Raw genomic sequence first — 13,330 nt, 5'->3', positions numbered from 1 at the left:
ATGGCAGTGGAAGCCCATCATCCGCGGCCGGCTGCCGCGCACCAGGTTCCAGCCAGGCGGGCCACCGCTTACGGGCTGGCCCTGTGGGTGGTTCCAGCTGAGGGCGCGAGCCCGGAACTCCTGCGCCACGCCGCCCGCATGGTCCTCGCCAAAGCCCTGCAAACTGCTCCGGAGGCGGAAGTCCATTGGCCTGCCGCCGGAGCCCCCACGTCCGCCGCGGAGGGAGCCGCAAACCACTCCTCCCGCACTCCCTCCGCGGCGGAGGACCCGTGCCCGGCACAGCCGGGGGACGACGACGGCACCCTGCTCCCGCCGTCGGCCGGGCCCGTCAGCCGGGTGGCCGTTGACCTCGCGGCCGATGCCGTCCTGCTGGACGGGGCGCCGGTGGCCCTCACCGGCGTCGAATACAAAGTGCTGCACTACCTGGTGACCCACCTGTCCCGCACGGTAGGCCGGGAGGAACTGCAACAGTTCCTGGAGTCCCTGGCGTTTCCCGGAGCCACTGCACGGTCCATTGACGTGTACGTGGGGAGGATCCGCAGGAAACTGGGCAATGCCCGCCATGCCGTGGCCACCGTTCGCGGCGGCGGCTACCAGTTTGTTCCCGGTCCGCACGCAACCGTTCGGGGTCCGGCGGAATACTGCATATGACGCAGGAGTTGTATCACCAAGCGGCAAACCGCTTCACTGGATGTTTGGCCATCACTGACCAGTCTTACAAAGGAACGCCATGAGCCCCACCCTGACCACCAAGCTTCAGCCCGGTACGCCGGCTCCTGAGTTCACCCTCCGGGACGCCCAAGGCCGGGAGACCTCGTTGGCCGATTACCGTGGCAAGAACGTCATCGTGTACTTCTACCCCAAAGCCGCCACTCCCGGCTGCACCACCGAGGCCTGCGACTTCCGCGACAGCCTGTCCTCCCTGCAAGGCAAGGGCTACGAGGTTGTCGGCGTCTCCCCCGACGCCCAGGAGGCCCTGGCCGGCTTCACCGGTGATTTCTCCCTGACCTTCCCCCTGCTCTCAGACCCCGACCACACTGTCGCCCTGGCCTACGGAGCCTGGGGCGAGAAGCTGGTCAACGGCGAAATCCACGAAGGAATCGTCCGCTCCACCGTAGTGGTGGACCCCGAAGGCAAGGTCACCCTGGCCCAATACCAGGTGCAGGCCGACGGGCACGTCGCCCGCCTGAAGGAAGCCCTCGGCATCTAGACCTGCCTCCGCTTCCCGCTGCTGTTTCCCGAACGCCCCTGCACGTGGTGCAAGGGCGTTCGGCGTTCCCGGGACGGCACTTCCCCGGGTGCGTTGCCTGCGGCCGGCAGCCGGTGGAAGGATGGCGGGATGGCCATCGAGGTACGCCCGGCAACGGTTTTCGAGGACGTCAGGACCATGGTGGGGCCCAAGCGCCCTGACGCGACGGTCTGCTGGTGCCTGAGCTACCGGATCCCGTCCCAGCAGAACGTCGCGCTGCGCGCTGAGGAACGTGGCGCGCTGGTTAAGGAATTGGTGGCCCAGGACCCGCCGCCGGGGGTCCTGGCGTACGACGGCGGCGAGGTGGTTGGATGGGCCGCGGTCCACCCCCGTGCGGACACCAGCTTCGCCCGGAACCGGAAAATTCCACACGTGGACGGACTGGACGCCTGGTCCGTGTGGTGCCTGCGAGTCCGTCCCGGACATCGCGGCAAGGGCATCTCGCACGTCCTCCTGGCCGGGGCGGTGGAAATGGCCCGCTCCTACGGGGCGCAGGCCATTGAGGGGTATCCGGTGGACAACGGCGGCAGCAAAGTGGACCTCACCATGGCCTACGTGGGCACCCGCAAACTCTTCGAAGACGCCGGGTTCGCCAAGGCCGCGGAAACGGACTCGGTGCTCAATGGCTTCCCTCGTGTCCTGATGAGGCTGGCGCTGCCCTGAACCTTTCCCGGCCCGGGACCCGGAAGTGGCAAGTGCTACTTGCGGCGCCAGTACTTCCCCCAGTCAACCTCAATGGCCCACAACGCCAACAACAGCGCGTCCATGGTCATGAGTCCCGCCAAAAGGTACGCCCAGCCTGCCAACACGCCCACTGCAATCTCCTGACTATCCCCAGCCAATCGATTGCTGCTAAGTCTGGCACCTACAGCGCCGCTAAGGAATGCCCGCTTCCCGCAGTCTTTAAAAGATTCGCGAACCTGCTGTGGGCCTCGGTCTCCACCTTGAGCCGCCGGGTCAGCTTCTCCACGTGCCGGGACATCTCCTCCCCCACGGGGAGGCGGTCGCCGGGCCAGCTCGAAACTTCCCGCGATTCGGCGAGCGCCTGCTCCAGGTCCTTGGCCGCGGCCCGCACTTTCCGTGCGTGGAAGTACAGCCGGATCAGGGCCCTGGCCTTGTCCGCCCCTCTGTTCCTGACGTCTTCCATGGGCTTCCCCGCCTTCCGCAAGCTGTACAGTCTCCGCGCGGTCGTCGTCGTATCCTGATGCCCGGAAGCTGCTGCGTTCCTTCGAGTGTGCGCGGGCTTCCTCAACGTCTCGGCAAGCAGGTGCCAAGATTTCCGCAAGATCTGCTGGGTGCCCCGCGGCTGGGGCGGAAGGACCGGAAACCGCCCTGTCAGCCAAGTCACCGGAAACTGTGAAGCATAAGACATGCCCTGTGCGGCTTAATACGGTTAAGTAGAGCTATGGTCTCTCCCTCCGAATCCCGCCGTGCGGTGGTCATCGAAGATGACCCGGACATTCGCGGCCTGTTGGTCCGTGTCCTGGCGAAGCATGGCTTCGATGTCACCCACGCCGGAGCCGGCCTGCCGGGGGTGGAAGAAGTCCGCCTCCGCAAGCCCGATCTGGTGACCCTGGACCTGAACCTCCCCGACCTCGACGGTCTGGAAGTGTGCAAACTCCTGCGCGAATTCTCCGACGCATTCATCGTGATGCTCACGGCACGGGCCGACGAACTGGACAAGCTGACAGGCCTGGACAACGGCGCCGATGAATACATCAGCAAGCCGTTCAGCCCGCGGGAGCTGCAGTCCCGCATCAACGCACTGTTCCGGCGCCGGCCCTCCGCTGCCGCCGAATCCGCGGCCCGGGGCGAGCTGGAACGCGCCACCGAGGTACAGCAGAGCCTGCTGCCCAAGGAGGACATCCGGATGGACGGCTATGACGTGGCCGGCATCTTCCGCCCCTCGCGCAACGTGGGCGGCGACTTTTACGACTGGTACCAGACGCCCGAAGGTCTCCACCTGACGTTCGCGGACGCCATGGGCAAGGGGATGGGCGCCGCCCTGATCGCGGCCACCGTCCGGGCCGTCATGCGCTCCACCGGCCAGCGGCAGGACCTCGACGCCGGTTTCGCCTCCGCCAGCAAGGCGATCGCCACGGACCTGGATTCCTCCAACTCATTCGTGACCCTGTTCCATGCCCGGCTCGACGCATCCTCCGGAAAGGTCAGCTACGTCGACGCCGGACACGGCCTGGCGCTGCACGTCCAGCCCGTCGGGCCTGCGGCACGCCTTCCTTCCGGCGGACCACCAGTGGGCGCATGGCCCGGGACACAGTGGCCGCATGCGGAACTGGAGCTGGCCCCCGGGGACACCCTGGTGGTGGTCAGTGACGGCGTCCTGGACGTCTTCGCGTCGGTGGAGGACTTCACCGACGCCGTCCGGGCGGCCACGCAGTCCGCCGGCTCCGCGCATGAGGCCAGCAACGCCATCCTGGCCCTGGCGCCGGCCGACACCGCGGAGGATGACGTCACTGTGGTCGTGGTCCGCCGGCTGCCCGCAGAGGACGCGGCCGCATGACCCGTTTCTGGACCCGCCTGGTGGTGGTCCTCACCGTCCTGACAGGCCTGAACTACATCGCCTGGCGCTGGATGTCCTCCCTGAACTGGGACGCGTGGTGGATCGCGCTGCCGCTGGTGGCCGCAGAAACCTACAGCCTCATCGACGTCATGCTCTTCGGGATGACCGTGTGGAACCTGAAGATCCGCAAGGGCGCCCCCGAACCGCCCCATGACGCCACCGTGGACGTCTTCATCACCACGTACAACGAGGACCTGGACATGGTCCTGACCACGGCGCTGGCGGCCCAGAAGATCCGCCACCCGCACAGCACCTGGATCCTGGACGACGGCGCCCGGCCCGAGCTCAAGGCCCTGTGCGAACAGCACGGCCTGGGCTACGTCACCCGCAGCGAGGACTGGACCAAGGACCTCCCCCGCCATGCCAAGGCAGGAAACCTCAACAACGCGCTGATGGTCACCGACGGCGAATTCCTGCTGATCCTGGACGCGGACCAGATCCCCGAACCGGACATCCTGGAAAAGACCCTGGGCTACTTCAACAACCGGCGCGTGGCCCTGGTCCAGACTCCCCAGTACTTCAGCAACGTCCCGGCCAGCGACCCCCTGGGCAGCCAGGCGCCCCTGTTCTACGGCCCCATCCAGCAAGGCAAGGACGGCTGGAACGCCGCGTTCTTCTGCGGCTCCAACGCGATCCTCCGCCGCGAAGCCCTGATGCAGCTGGGCTTGGTGGGCTACGTCAAGGAAACCGAAAAGAGCATCCGCCGCGCCCTGGCCGCATCGCGCGCAGCCATCCGGCAGGCCCGCAAGTCCACTGATATCGACTCGCCGTTGGTGGCCGAGGTGCTGGACGAGGTGGAGGCCGCCACCCGGGAAGCCCAGCAGGAAGTGGACGCCGGCCAGCCCTTGGCCGAAGTCACCTACCGGGTACGCCGCCGGGTGGACGCCGCGGTGCAAACCCTGGTCCAGGCCGACGTCGCAGCGCTGCAGGCAGACCTCGAAGAGATCGCCGCCATGGAGCTGGCGCACGTGGGTGAGTCCGGCGTGCCCGTGGTGGCGGACGACGCTGTCCAGCGCATGTCCGCCCGCGACTGGTCGCCGCTGGGCGCGCTGGAATCTGTCCAGGCCGTGCTGGACGCCCTGACCGTGGAGCGGACCGGCGAGGCCCAGCCGGTCATGCCGCTGGCCACCATTTCCGTGACCGAGGACATGGCCACCGCCATGCGCATGCACGCGATGGGCTGGGAGAGCGTCTACCACCACGAAATCCTGGCCTATGGCCTGGCTCCGGAGGACCTGAAAACCATGCTCACCCAGCGGCTGCGCTGGGCGCAGGGAACCATCCAGGTGCTGCTCCGTGAAAACCCGCTGGTGCAGAAGGGCCTGAAGCTGGGCCAGCGCCTGATGTACTTCGCCACCATGTGGACGTACCTGAGCGGGTTCGCAGCCGTCATCTACTTCGCCGCCCCCATCATCTACCTGCTGCTGGGCATCCTGCCGGTGAGCAGCCTGAGCTGGGACTTCTTCATCCGGTTCATCCCGTTCATGGTGGTCAACCAGCTGCTGTTCGCGGTGGCCGGCCGTGGCATCCCCACCTGGCGCGGCCAGCAGTACAGCCTTGCCTTGTTCCCCACGTGGATCAAGGCATGCACGACGGCGGCGCGCAACGTATGGTTCGGCCGTCCCCTCGGGTTTGCGGTCACCCCCAAGGCGCGCCAAAGCGGCGGACCCAGCTGGAGCCTGATCCGGCCCCAGATCGTGGTGTCCGTCCTGCTGGCCGTCGCCGCCGTCGTCGGCATCATCCGCCTGGCCACCGGGCTGGCGGAACCGCTGGGCACCCTGGTCAATGTCATCTGGGTGGTCTTTGACCTGGTGGTCATGAGCATCCTGGTCCGCGCCGTGCTCTACAAGGGGTACGAACCGGCCGCAGAACCTGCAACAAGAGAGGAATCCTGATGGAGTTCAGTTATGAGGTCAAGGACTCATACGCGGAGGTCAAAGCGGACGGACGGCTGAACATGGTCTCCGCCCCGAAGCTCCGCGAGTTCGTCACCGACGTGATCGCCGGTGGGTCGAACCGGATCGTGGTCAACCTGGAGAACACCGCGTTCATGGACTCCTCGGGCCTTGGCGCGCTGATCGGGTGCCTGAAGGCGGCACGGCAGGCAGGCGGCGACCTCCGGATCGCCGCGGTGCAGCCGCAGGTGAACATGGTCCTGAAGCTGACCAGCATGGACAAGGTCCTTACGGCGTACACCACGGCCGAAGAGGCGTTCGGCAATGACTGAGGTCCTGGCCTCGCGCAGCTTCCGGGGGGCGGCCGCCGAGGATGCCATCGAAGCGGTCCACAACGACCTCGACAGCCTGTGGCTGGATGTTCCATTCGTCAACGACATGGACCAGATGACGTTCACCACCGCGGTGATCGAATCTGCGTCCAACATCGTCCAGCACGCCCAGCCCGCCGGTGAACGGGACGTGGAGCTGGGCGTGGAAACCACCGTGCAGCCCGCACTGCTGCAGGCCCGCGTCAGTGCCTATTACGCCAAGCCGCCGTTCGGTCCGATGGAGGCTTCCACCCCGGACGAGGACGCCGAATCAGGGCGGGGCCTGGCGCTGATCGAAGCGTTGGTGACCACCGTGACGTTTGAACGCCAGGACGGCACCAACACGTGGGTGCTGTCCCGGACGTCCTCCCAGGACTAGGTTCGGAGCCGGCTAAGGCCGGGCGGGGAACAGCACCGATACCGTCGCGCCACCGCCTGGTGTGTTACCAATGGCGAGTTCGCCGCCGTGCGCCTGGGCGATGCGCCGGGACGTCGCCAGCCCCAGCCCGGTCCCGGGCCCGTCGCCGGGGCGGTTCAGGCGGACCAACGGCTGGACCGCCCGTTCCCGGTCCGCAGGCAGGATCCCCTTGCCGTTGTCGGCCACGGTAAGGGTGGCGCCTTGGGGTCCTTCGCTGGCGCCGACGATTATTCGCAGTGCACGGTCGGCGCGGCCATAGTTCAAGGAATTCGCCAACAGGTTCTGCACCAGCGTCCGCAGCTGGGCCCGGTCCGCGAAGATTTCCGCGTCCTCGCACGAGATGCCGCTGCCGTAGCCCAGATCCATGCCCAGGTCCTGCGCGGCCTCGGCGGTGACGGCCAGCAGGGATACCCGTTCCGGGCGGATTTCGCCGTCCACCCTGGCATAGGACAGCACTTCTTCCAGCATGCCCAGCATGCGCCGGCCGCCGGTGCCAATCAGGTCCAGGTATTCCGCGGATGGGTCTGACGGCGTGATTCCGGGATCATCCTGTGCCAGCTCCACATATCCCAGGATGGTGGTCAGTGGAGTGCGAAGGTCATGGCTGACCCGGCCGGCGAATTCGGAGAGCAAAGCGTTGCTGCGCCGCAGTTCGGCCAGGGCGTCGTTGAGCTGGAGGGTGCGGTGCTGCAGTTCCAGGAGTTCGACCACCTGGTGGGCCAACACCTCCAGCAGTTCGATTTGCTCCGGAGCAGGGAGTTTCGCCTCATCGGAGAACACGCACAGTGACCCAAGGACCAGTCCCGAGGATGTCTCCAACGGCACGGATGCGTAGAAGCGGACGTCGGCGATGCGGCCGGTGACGAACGGGTTGGCGGCGAACCGGGGATCCCGGGAAGCGTCCCGGACCACCGTGGTGCTGTGGTCGAGGAAGACCACGGCGCACATGGAATCCTCGCGGGCGCAGACCCCGGGGTCGATGCCATACGCAGCAATCTGGACCTGTTCACTGGACGTGATGATGTTGACCACGCTGTAGGGCACCCCGCACAGGGAGGCGGCGAGGCGGACCAGGTTCTCGAGCGCCTCCTGCGCCCCGTCATCAATCAGGCCCGCTGTGTCCCCCGCTGCCAATGGCAGCAGTCCGTAGGCCCGCAGGCCCGCGTCGCGTCCTGCATCCTGATCGGTCAGCACTTGCATAGCCGCCCCGTCCATAATTCCCTTGTGCCCCCAGTATCATCAGCGTGGGCCCGTGGCCCTTCCGCGATCCTACCGGCTGGCCCAAATGGCTGATGTACGCTCTTGACACGGGCGCCGGCCTGTCCTTAGATATTACGTATGCTGAAATAACAGTTCCATGATGCGGAAGCCGCTCGGACGATCGGCGCCGGGTCAACCGGCATCCGCATAGCCGTCACCATGGATGCCAGCATGACCACCAAGGAATACGCCAGCATGAAGCTTGCCGAATTCAACACCGCGGAGCCCGCCACGGCCCGGGCCACCCTCCGGCCCTGCATCGACGTCACCCGCTGGGTGGAGGCAGTGGCTGCAGCCCGGCCGTTCGCCAGCCGGGACGGGCTCCTGGCGTTCGCCGCGGACGCAGCCAAGCCGTTCACTCCCGCCGAAGTCGAAGCCGCCATGGCCCACCACCCGCGGATCGGGGAACGCCCGACGACGGCCGGCACCGAGGCGTCCATGTCCCGTTCCGAGCAGGCCGGGGTTGACCCGGCAGATACTGAGGCCGCAGAGGCCCTCGCCAGGGGGAACCGGGAGTACGAGGAAAAATTCGGCCGGGTCTTCCTGATCCGGGCCGCCGGACGCACCGCACCGGAAATCCTGCAGGCACTGAACCGGCGGCTCGCCAACTCCCCCGAAGAAGAAGACGCCATCGTGGCCCAGCAGCTGCGCGAGATTGCCGTCCTGCGGCTTGAAGGACTGATCAGCGAATGAGCGTTTCCCACGTCACCACCCACATCCTTGACACCGGCGCCGGACGCCCGGCGGCGGGGGTCGCCGTCGTCCTTTCAAAGAACGACGCCGGCACCTGGCGCGAGCTGGCGGCCTCCAGCACAGACGCCGACGGCCGGGCAAAGGACCTGGGCCCCGAGCAGCTGGAACCCGGGCAGTACAAACTGAACTTCGCCACGGGAGAGTACTACGCCGGGCTGCAGACAGCCACCTTCTTCCCCGAGGTTGACCTGGTCTTCGAAGTGACCGGCCCTGAGCACTACCACGTCCCCCTGCTCCTGAGCCCGTTTGCCTACTCAACGTACCGCGGGAGCTAGCGCGGACGTCAGGGTCGACGTGTCAAGCAGGTAAACCGAATGTCACGGCGGTCACAGTTCCGGCATAGGATCTGGAGGTATGGCTTCGAATAGAGACCCAGAATCCGATACCGACGCCGAGGGCGGCCAGTCCGGCGGGGTGCAATCCGTGGAGCGCGCCCTGACCGTGCTGGAGATCCTGGCCCGGGACGGCCATGCGGGCGTGAGCGAGATCGCCGAGGAAATGGGGATCCATAAGTCCACCGTCTCGAGGCTGATGGGTTCGCTCGTGACCCGCGAGATGGTCCACCAGAACAGCGAACGGGGCAAGTACCAGCTTGGCTTCGGGATCCTCCGGCTGGCCAGCTCCATTCCCGGGCGGCTGAGCCTGGTCCACGAGGCAAGGCCGGTCCTGGAAAGCCTTGCGGACGAGTTCAAGGAGACCGTCAACCTGGCGGTGCTGCGTTCGAATTACGCCGTTAACGTTGACCAGGCCATGGGCCCCTCGACGCTGGCCACCCACGACTGGGTGGGGAGCCTGACGCCGCTGCACGCCACGTCCAGCGGCAAGGTCCTCCTGGCCGCGCTGGAGGCCGACGACCGGGACCGCATCCTGAAGGAGACCGGCCTGGCCGCCCGGACCGCCCGGACCATCACCAGCCGCAAGGAACTGGACGCTCAGTTGCTCAAAGCAGCGGCCGACGGGTATGCCGTGGTGCGCGAGGAGTTCGAGATCGGCCTGAATGCCGTTGCGGTTCCCGTGCGCAACCACCAGGGAACCGTGATTGGCGCCATCAGTATTTCAGGGCCGGCATTCCGCTTCGACCCGGAGCGGATTCCAGGCCTGCTGGATACATTGAAGGAAGCAGGCCATAAGGTCAGCGCCAACATGGGCTACCACGGCCACTAAACGCCCTACCGGTGGATGGGCTTGTCGGAATCCGGTTCCGGCAAACCCGTCCACCGGCTGCATTTAACGGCCCGTTCCGTGATCAGCCCGAGCCTATTCCGCCGCCACACCCCGCGCCCCTGCAGCGCCCGCTATTACCTTCGCGAGCTTTAAGAACACCCACTTTGCGCAACTAATGGCGCAATACGCAACTTCTAGCCGGGGAATGCGGCGCTGTCAATAGTAATCCAGGGACGCGGGCGGCAGCCCCGTAACATCCGGATTTCAAGAAAGAACCCTTGACAAAGGGAGTGGCGTAAATCACTCTGTTGCGTAAGACGAAGTGCGTTGCTGCTAACACAACTCATTGAGTCACCCGAATTGCAGAAGAGTCGATCGCAGCTTGGCTGCCCTACCCCCGTTTCGACGACGTGCAGCGAGCACAATTCGAGACGTCCCCGATGTTGGGCCCGGAGCTGGAACGGATTCTCCCTGCGCCGGCGCGCGGCAAAATCTCTACCCCACCCAAAGCATGCGGTTCCAGCCTCCACCCAAGCAGGAGTACAGCCATGAACAACCCCGCCATCTCAGTTCGCGACCTTTGGAAGGTCTTCGGACCAGGGGGAGAGAAGATCCCGGGAAACAGGGAACTGTCCGCCCTTGGCTCTGCAGAACTGCTTGAACGCACCAGCTGCGTTGCGGCGGTCCGCAACCTGAGCTTCGACGTCGCAAAAGGCGAAGTCTTCGTGGTCATGGGATTGTCCGGATCAGGCAAATCCACCCTGATCCGATGCCTTACCAGGCTCATCGAGCCGACATCCGGACAGGTCCTGGTGGACGGCAACGATGTCCTGCAGGCAGGCGTGGCTGAACTTCGGGAGCTACGCCGGCGGAAAGTGTCGATGGTTTTCCAGCACTTCGGGCTGCTGCCGCACCGCACGGTCCTGGACAACGTCTCGTACGGGCTGCAGATACGCGGAACGGCGAAGAACGAACGCCACACCAAGGCCCGGGAAATCATCGAACTGGTTGGGCTCAAAGGCTACGAACAGCACTACCCGGACCAACTGTCCGGCGGTATGCAGCAGCGGGTCGGCTTGGGCCGGGCATTGGCCGGAGACCCCGACACCATTCTCTTCGATGAGCCCTTTTCGGCCTTGGATCCGCTCATCCGGCGTGACATGCAGGCGGAAGTCATTCGGCTCCACAAGGAAATGGGCAAGACCATGGTGTTCGTGACCCACGACCTCGCCGAAGCGCTGAAACTCGGAGACCGGATCCTGATCATGCGCAACGGAGAGCCTGTCCAGTGCGGCACCGGTGATGACCTTGTAGGATCCCCGGCGGACAAGTACATCGCGGACTTCGTCTCGGAAGTCCCCCGCGCCGACGTCTTGACCCTCAAATGGATCACGCGACCGCTGGCCGACACCACGCCCAGGGATGCCACAGTGCTCAACTCCAGGATGATCATCCGGGACGCCATCCCGGCCGTCATGCACTCCGCTTGCCCGGTCCTTGTCGAAGAGGGTGGCAGGATCACCGGACAGATCGACCGCGACAGCATTCTTTCGGTGCTGCAACCGGCAGAAGCGGCGGCCTGATGTCTGCCCTCCTCGAAAAACAGAACACCGTCCAGGCTGCCCCCATCATCCTTGAAGCACGCCGCAGGCCGAGCAGAAAGGCAGTCCTCCTGCTGGCCGCCGGCGCACTCTGGATCCTGGGATTCCTGCTCCTCAACGGCACGGCAACCCTGGCGTTGCCGGCCTCGGAACTGACTGACCTGCACCGCTCGCTGAACCAGTTCAACGCCTGGGTGGCGGCAAACCGGGCTGACAACCCGGTCTTCCTCTACTTCTTCACGCCGCTTCGGACGGCCGTGGATGCGGTGTCGAACCTGTTTACCACCACCTTCGCAGCAACCTCCACCGGCCTGCGCCTTCCGGAAATCGGCTGGCTGGGAACGGTAGGCCTGCTCACTTGGATCGCTCTTGCAGTCGGCAATGTCCGGGTAGCCCTGCTGACGGCCGTGGTGTTTGTCTTCTTCGGATTTCAAGGGCTGTTCGTGGAAGCCACCTACACGTTCGCCCTGGTTCTGACGTCCGTGCTCCTGACACTGCTGGTGGGCATCCCGCTTGGCGTACTGTCCGGCATCTACGGCAGGGTGGCCCGGGTCATCACCCCCGTGCTGGACTTCATGCAGACATTGCCCACCTTCGTCTACCTCGCCCCGCTTGCCCTGGTCTTCCTGATCGGGCCGGCGTCGGCGGTGATCGCCACGGTGATCTACGCAGCTCCGCCCGTCATACGCCTTACCGCACACGGCATCCGCCGCATTCCGGAGAACACCCGCGAAGCGTCCGACTCGCTCGGCACCACGGGCCTGCAACGGCTGCTGACATTGCAGCTGCCCATGGCGCGCCGGACCATCGTGATGGGTATCAACCAGGGGACCATGGCCGCCCTGTCAATGGTGACCATTGCCGCCCTGATCGCCGCTCCCGGCCTTGGCCAAACGGTGGTCCGGGCCCTGCAGTCCCTGGACGTCGGTACTGCAGTCAATGCCGGCCTCTCCATCGTCCTATTGGCCATCGTGCTGGACCGGGTGACCACAGCAGCCAGCCGCCGAGCGGAACCCGGCGCAGCCGCCAAACGCCGCCTGGGCCGCAAGGCCCGCGCCGGACTCCTCGGGATCGCGCTGGCCGTGGTCCTGGTCATGGTTCAGTTGTCCAGGACCATGCTGTGGGCGGCAGCCTTTCCCCAGGACCTGAACGTGGGGCCGGCCATCGTGCAGGCCGTGAACACCGCCAGCCACTGGCTGCAATCGAACGTGTCGCTGTTCACGGTATCCCTGCGTGAAGGTGTTACCGGAACAATCCTCAACCCGTTCCAGTCGCTGCTGACCGAGACGCCCTTCTTCATCCTCGTCGCAGTGGTCGCCATCATGGCCTACGCACTGGGCGGCTGGAAGCTCGCTGCCGTAACCACCGCCTGCCTGGGAGTCATCATCTACCTCGGGCTCTGGAGTGACGCCATGGTCACCCTCGCCGGAACCCTCGTTGCCACCGCCGTGGTGATGGTTTTGGGAATTGTCTTTGGCGTGGCCATGGGCCGGTCCAGCCGTGTCGACCAGCTCATGCGGCCCCTGCTCGACGCCGGCCAGACCATGCCCTCCTTTGTTTACCTGGTGCCCTTCCTTGGCCTCTTCGGAGCCACCCGCTTCACAGCGATCATCGCGGGCATCATCTACGCCGCCCCGGTCGCCATCAAGATCACCGCTGATGGGATCGCGGCGATCTCCCCAACGGTCGTCGAGTCCGCGATCGCCAGTGGTTCGACGCCGTGGCAGGTGATCACCAAGGTGCAGCTGCCCATGGCCAGGCAATCACTGGCGCTCGCTGCCAACCAGGGGCTGATCTATGTGTTGGCCATGGTGGTGGTGGGAGCCTTGGTGGGTGCCGGCGGCCTCGGTTACGACGTGGTGGCAGGCTTCGTCCAAAGCTCTATCTTCGGCAAGGGCCTCGCGGCCGGCCTGGCCATCGTGTTCCTCGGAATCATGATGGACAGGATGACGCAGGCTGCCGCCGCCGCTCCGACGCGCAGAATCCCGGTGTCCACCTCCGCCACGTAAGCGTCACAACCCCGCTTACGCCCCGAAAT

The 13,330-nt window shown here is 65.7% G+C and carries 14 protein-coding genes; 12 read left to right on the top strand and 2 right to left on the bottom strand.

The window, feature by feature from the left end:
- From DC347_RS12050 to DC347_RS12040, 3 genes are all read left to right on the top strand, one after another.
- Nucleotides 1–651: a winged helix-turn-helix domain-containing protein gene (locus tag DC347_RS12050; RefSeq protein WP_109045605.1), complete on the top strand. Its 651-nt coding sequence runs from the start codon at nt 1–3 to the stop codon at nt 649–651.
- 79 nt (nt 652–730) lie between these two features.
- The gene (bcp, locus tag DC347_RS12045; RefSeq protein WP_018760859.1) at nt 731–1,210 is read left to right on the top strand and encodes a thioredoxin-dependent thiol peroxidase; all 480 of its coding nucleotides are present in this window, start codon (nt 731–733) and stop codon (nt 1,208–1,210) included.
- A 129-nt stretch (nt 1,211–1,339) separates the two neighbouring features.
- Entirely contained in the window at nt 1,340–1,912 is a 573-nt protein-coding gene (locus tag DC347_RS12040) for a GNAT family N-acetyltransferase (RefSeq protein WP_109045604.1), read from the top strand.
- A gap of 202 nt (nt 1,913–2,114) precedes the next feature.
- Here the strand turns inward: DC347_RS12040 and DC347_RS12035 are convergent, their stop codons facing one another.
- On the bottom strand, nt 2,115–2,396 hold the full coding sequence (locus DC347_RS12035; protein WP_240617774.1) for a hypothetical protein: 282 nt from the start codon (nt 2,394–2,396) through the stop codon (nt 2,115–2,117).
- Nucleotides 2,397–2,654: 258 nt separating this feature from the next.
- Between DC347_RS12035 and DC347_RS12030 the strand changes: the two genes are divergently transcribed.
- Genes DC347_RS12030 through DC347_RS12015 form a run of 4 tightly spaced genes read left to right on the top strand, consistent with a single transcriptional unit; the run spans nt 2,655 to nt 6,475 of the window.
- Complete coding sequence (locus tag DC347_RS12030) at nt 2,655–3,770, top strand: PP2C family protein-serine/threonine phosphatase (protein ID WP_109045602.1); 1,116 nt, start codon at nt 2,655–2,657, stop codon at nt 3,768–3,770.
- Nucleotides 3,767–5,725, top strand: a complete 1,959-nt coding sequence (locus DC347_RS12025) for a glycosyltransferase (protein WP_109045601.1) — start codon at nt 3,767–3,769, stop codon at nt 5,723–5,725. The genes DC347_RS12030 and DC347_RS12025 overlap by 4 nt, the downstream gene beginning before the upstream one ends.
- Nucleotides 5,725–6,057 carry an STAS domain-containing protein gene (locus DC347_RS12020; protein WP_018760853.1) on the top strand — a complete coding sequence of 111 codons (333 nt, stop codon included), beginning with the start codon at nt 5,725–5,727 and terminating at the stop codon, nt 6,055–6,057. The genes DC347_RS12025 and DC347_RS12020 overlap by 1 nt, the downstream gene beginning before the upstream one ends.
- The gene (locus DC347_RS12015; protein WP_018760852.1) at nt 6,050–6,475 is read left to right on the top strand and encodes an ATP-binding protein; all 426 of its coding nucleotides are present in this window, start codon (nt 6,050–6,052) and stop codon (nt 6,473–6,475) included. The genes DC347_RS12020 and DC347_RS12015 overlap by 8 nt, the downstream gene beginning before the upstream one ends.
- Nucleotides 6,476–6,487: 12 nt before the next feature.
- On the opposite strand, the gene DC347_RS12010 is transcribed toward DC347_RS12015, so the two are convergent.
- Nucleotides 6,488–7,714: an ATP-binding protein gene (locus DC347_RS12010; protein WP_109045600.1), complete on the bottom strand. Its 1,227-nt coding sequence runs from the start codon at nt 7,712–7,714 to the stop codon at nt 6,488–6,490.
- Nucleotides 7,715–7,969: 255 nt separating this feature from the next.
- Here DC347_RS12010 and uraD point away from each other — a divergent pair, with 255 nt between their 5' ends.
- The 5 genes from uraD to DC347_RS11985 all read left to right on the top strand — a co-directional run bounded on the left by uraD (nt 7,970) and on the right by DC347_RS11985 (nt 13,301).
- Nucleotides 7,970–8,467, top strand: coding sequence for a 2-oxo-4-hydroxy-4-carboxy-5-ureidoimidazoline decarboxylase (uraD, locus tag DC347_RS12005; RefSeq protein WP_109045753.1), 498 nt, complete (start codon nt 7,970–7,972; stop codon nt 8,465–8,467).
- Entirely contained in the window at nt 8,464–8,802 is a 339-nt protein-coding gene (gene uraH / locus DC347_RS12000) for a hydroxyisourate hydrolase (protein WP_018760849.1), read from the top strand. The genes uraD and uraH overlap by 4 nt, the downstream gene beginning before the upstream one ends.
- A 79-nt stretch (nt 8,803–8,881) precedes the next feature.
- On the top strand, nt 8,882–9,691 hold the full coding sequence (locus DC347_RS11995) for an IclR family transcriptional regulator (RefSeq protein WP_109045599.1): 810 nt from the start codon (nt 8,882–8,884) through the stop codon (nt 9,689–9,691).
- Between the two features lie 548 nt (nt 9,692–10,239).
- Entirely contained in the window at nt 10,240–11,274 is a 1,035-nt protein-coding gene (locus DC347_RS11990) for a glycine betaine/L-proline ABC transporter ATP-binding protein (RefSeq protein ID WP_109045598.1), read from the top strand.
- Nucleotides 11,274–13,301, top strand: coding sequence for a proline/glycine betaine ABC transporter permease (locus tag DC347_RS11985; protein WP_109045597.1), 2,028 nt, complete (start codon nt 11,274–11,276; stop codon nt 13,299–13,301). Before DC347_RS11990 ends, DC347_RS11985 begins: the two co-directional genes overlap by 1 nt.
- The last annotated feature ends 29 nt before the right edge of the window (nt 13,302–13,330 follow it).

It is taken from the genome of Pseudarthrobacter sp. AG30 (assembly GCF_003116525.1).
In the GTDB taxonomy this organism is placed as follows: domain Bacteria; phylum Actinomycetota; class Actinomycetes; order Actinomycetales; family Micrococcaceae; genus Arthrobacter.
The sequence above is the reverse complement of the archived record's forward strand: the minus strand, read 5'-3'. Positions and strand labels throughout refer to the sequence as shown.

Excerpts from the sequence above, each read along its gene's own strand:
- DC347_RS12050 (WP_109045605.1), top strand. The coding sequence starts at position 1 with ATGGCAGTGGAAGCCCATCATCCGCGGCCGGCTGCCGCGCACCAGGTT.
- bcp (WP_018760859.1), top strand. The coding sequence starts at position 731 with ATGAGCCCCACCCTGACCACCAAGCTTCAGCCCGGTACGCCGGCTCCT.
- DC347_RS12040 (WP_109045604.1), top strand. The coding sequence starts at position 1,340 with ATGGCCATCGAGGTACGCCCGGCAACGGTTTTCGAGGACGTCAGGACC.
- DC347_RS12035 (WP_240617774.1), bottom strand. The coding sequence starts at position 2,396 with ATGGAAGACGTCAGGAACAGAGGGGCGGACAAGGCCAGGGCCCTGATC.
- DC347_RS12030 (WP_109045602.1), top strand. The coding sequence starts at position 2,655 with ATGGTCTCTCCCTCCGAATCCCGCCGTGCGGTGGTCATCGAAGATGAC.
- DC347_RS12025 (WP_109045601.1), top strand. The coding sequence starts at position 3,767 with ATGACCCGTTTCTGGACCCGCCTGGTGGTGGTCCTCACCGTCCTGACA.
- DC347_RS12020 (WP_018760853.1), top strand. The coding sequence starts at position 5,725 with ATGGAGTTCAGTTATGAGGTCAAGGACTCATACGCGGAGGTCAAAGCG.
- DC347_RS12015 (WP_018760852.1), top strand. The coding sequence starts at position 6,050 with ATGACTGAGGTCCTGGCCTCGCGCAGCTTCCGGGGGGCGGCCGCCGAG.
- DC347_RS12010 (WP_109045600.1), bottom strand. The coding sequence starts at position 7,714 with ATGCAAGTGCTGACCGATCAGGATGCAGGACGCGACGCGGGCCTGCGG.
- uraD (WP_109045753.1), top strand. The coding sequence starts at position 7,970 with ATGAAGCTTGCCGAATTCAACACCGCGGAGCCCGCCACGGCCCGGGCC.
- uraH (WP_018760849.1), top strand. The coding sequence starts at position 8,464 with ATGAGCGTTTCCCACGTCACCACCCACATCCTTGACACCGGCGCCGGA.
- DC347_RS11995 (WP_109045599.1), top strand. The coding sequence starts at position 8,882 with ATGGCTTCGAATAGAGACCCAGAATCCGATACCGACGCCGAGGGCGGC.
- DC347_RS11990 (WP_109045598.1), top strand. The coding sequence starts at position 10,240 with ATGAACAACCCCGCCATCTCAGTTCGCGACCTTTGGAAGGTCTTCGGA.
- DC347_RS11985 (WP_109045597.1), top strand. The coding sequence starts at position 11,274 with ATGTCTGCCCTCCTCGAAAAACAGAACACCGTCCAGGCTGCCCCCATC.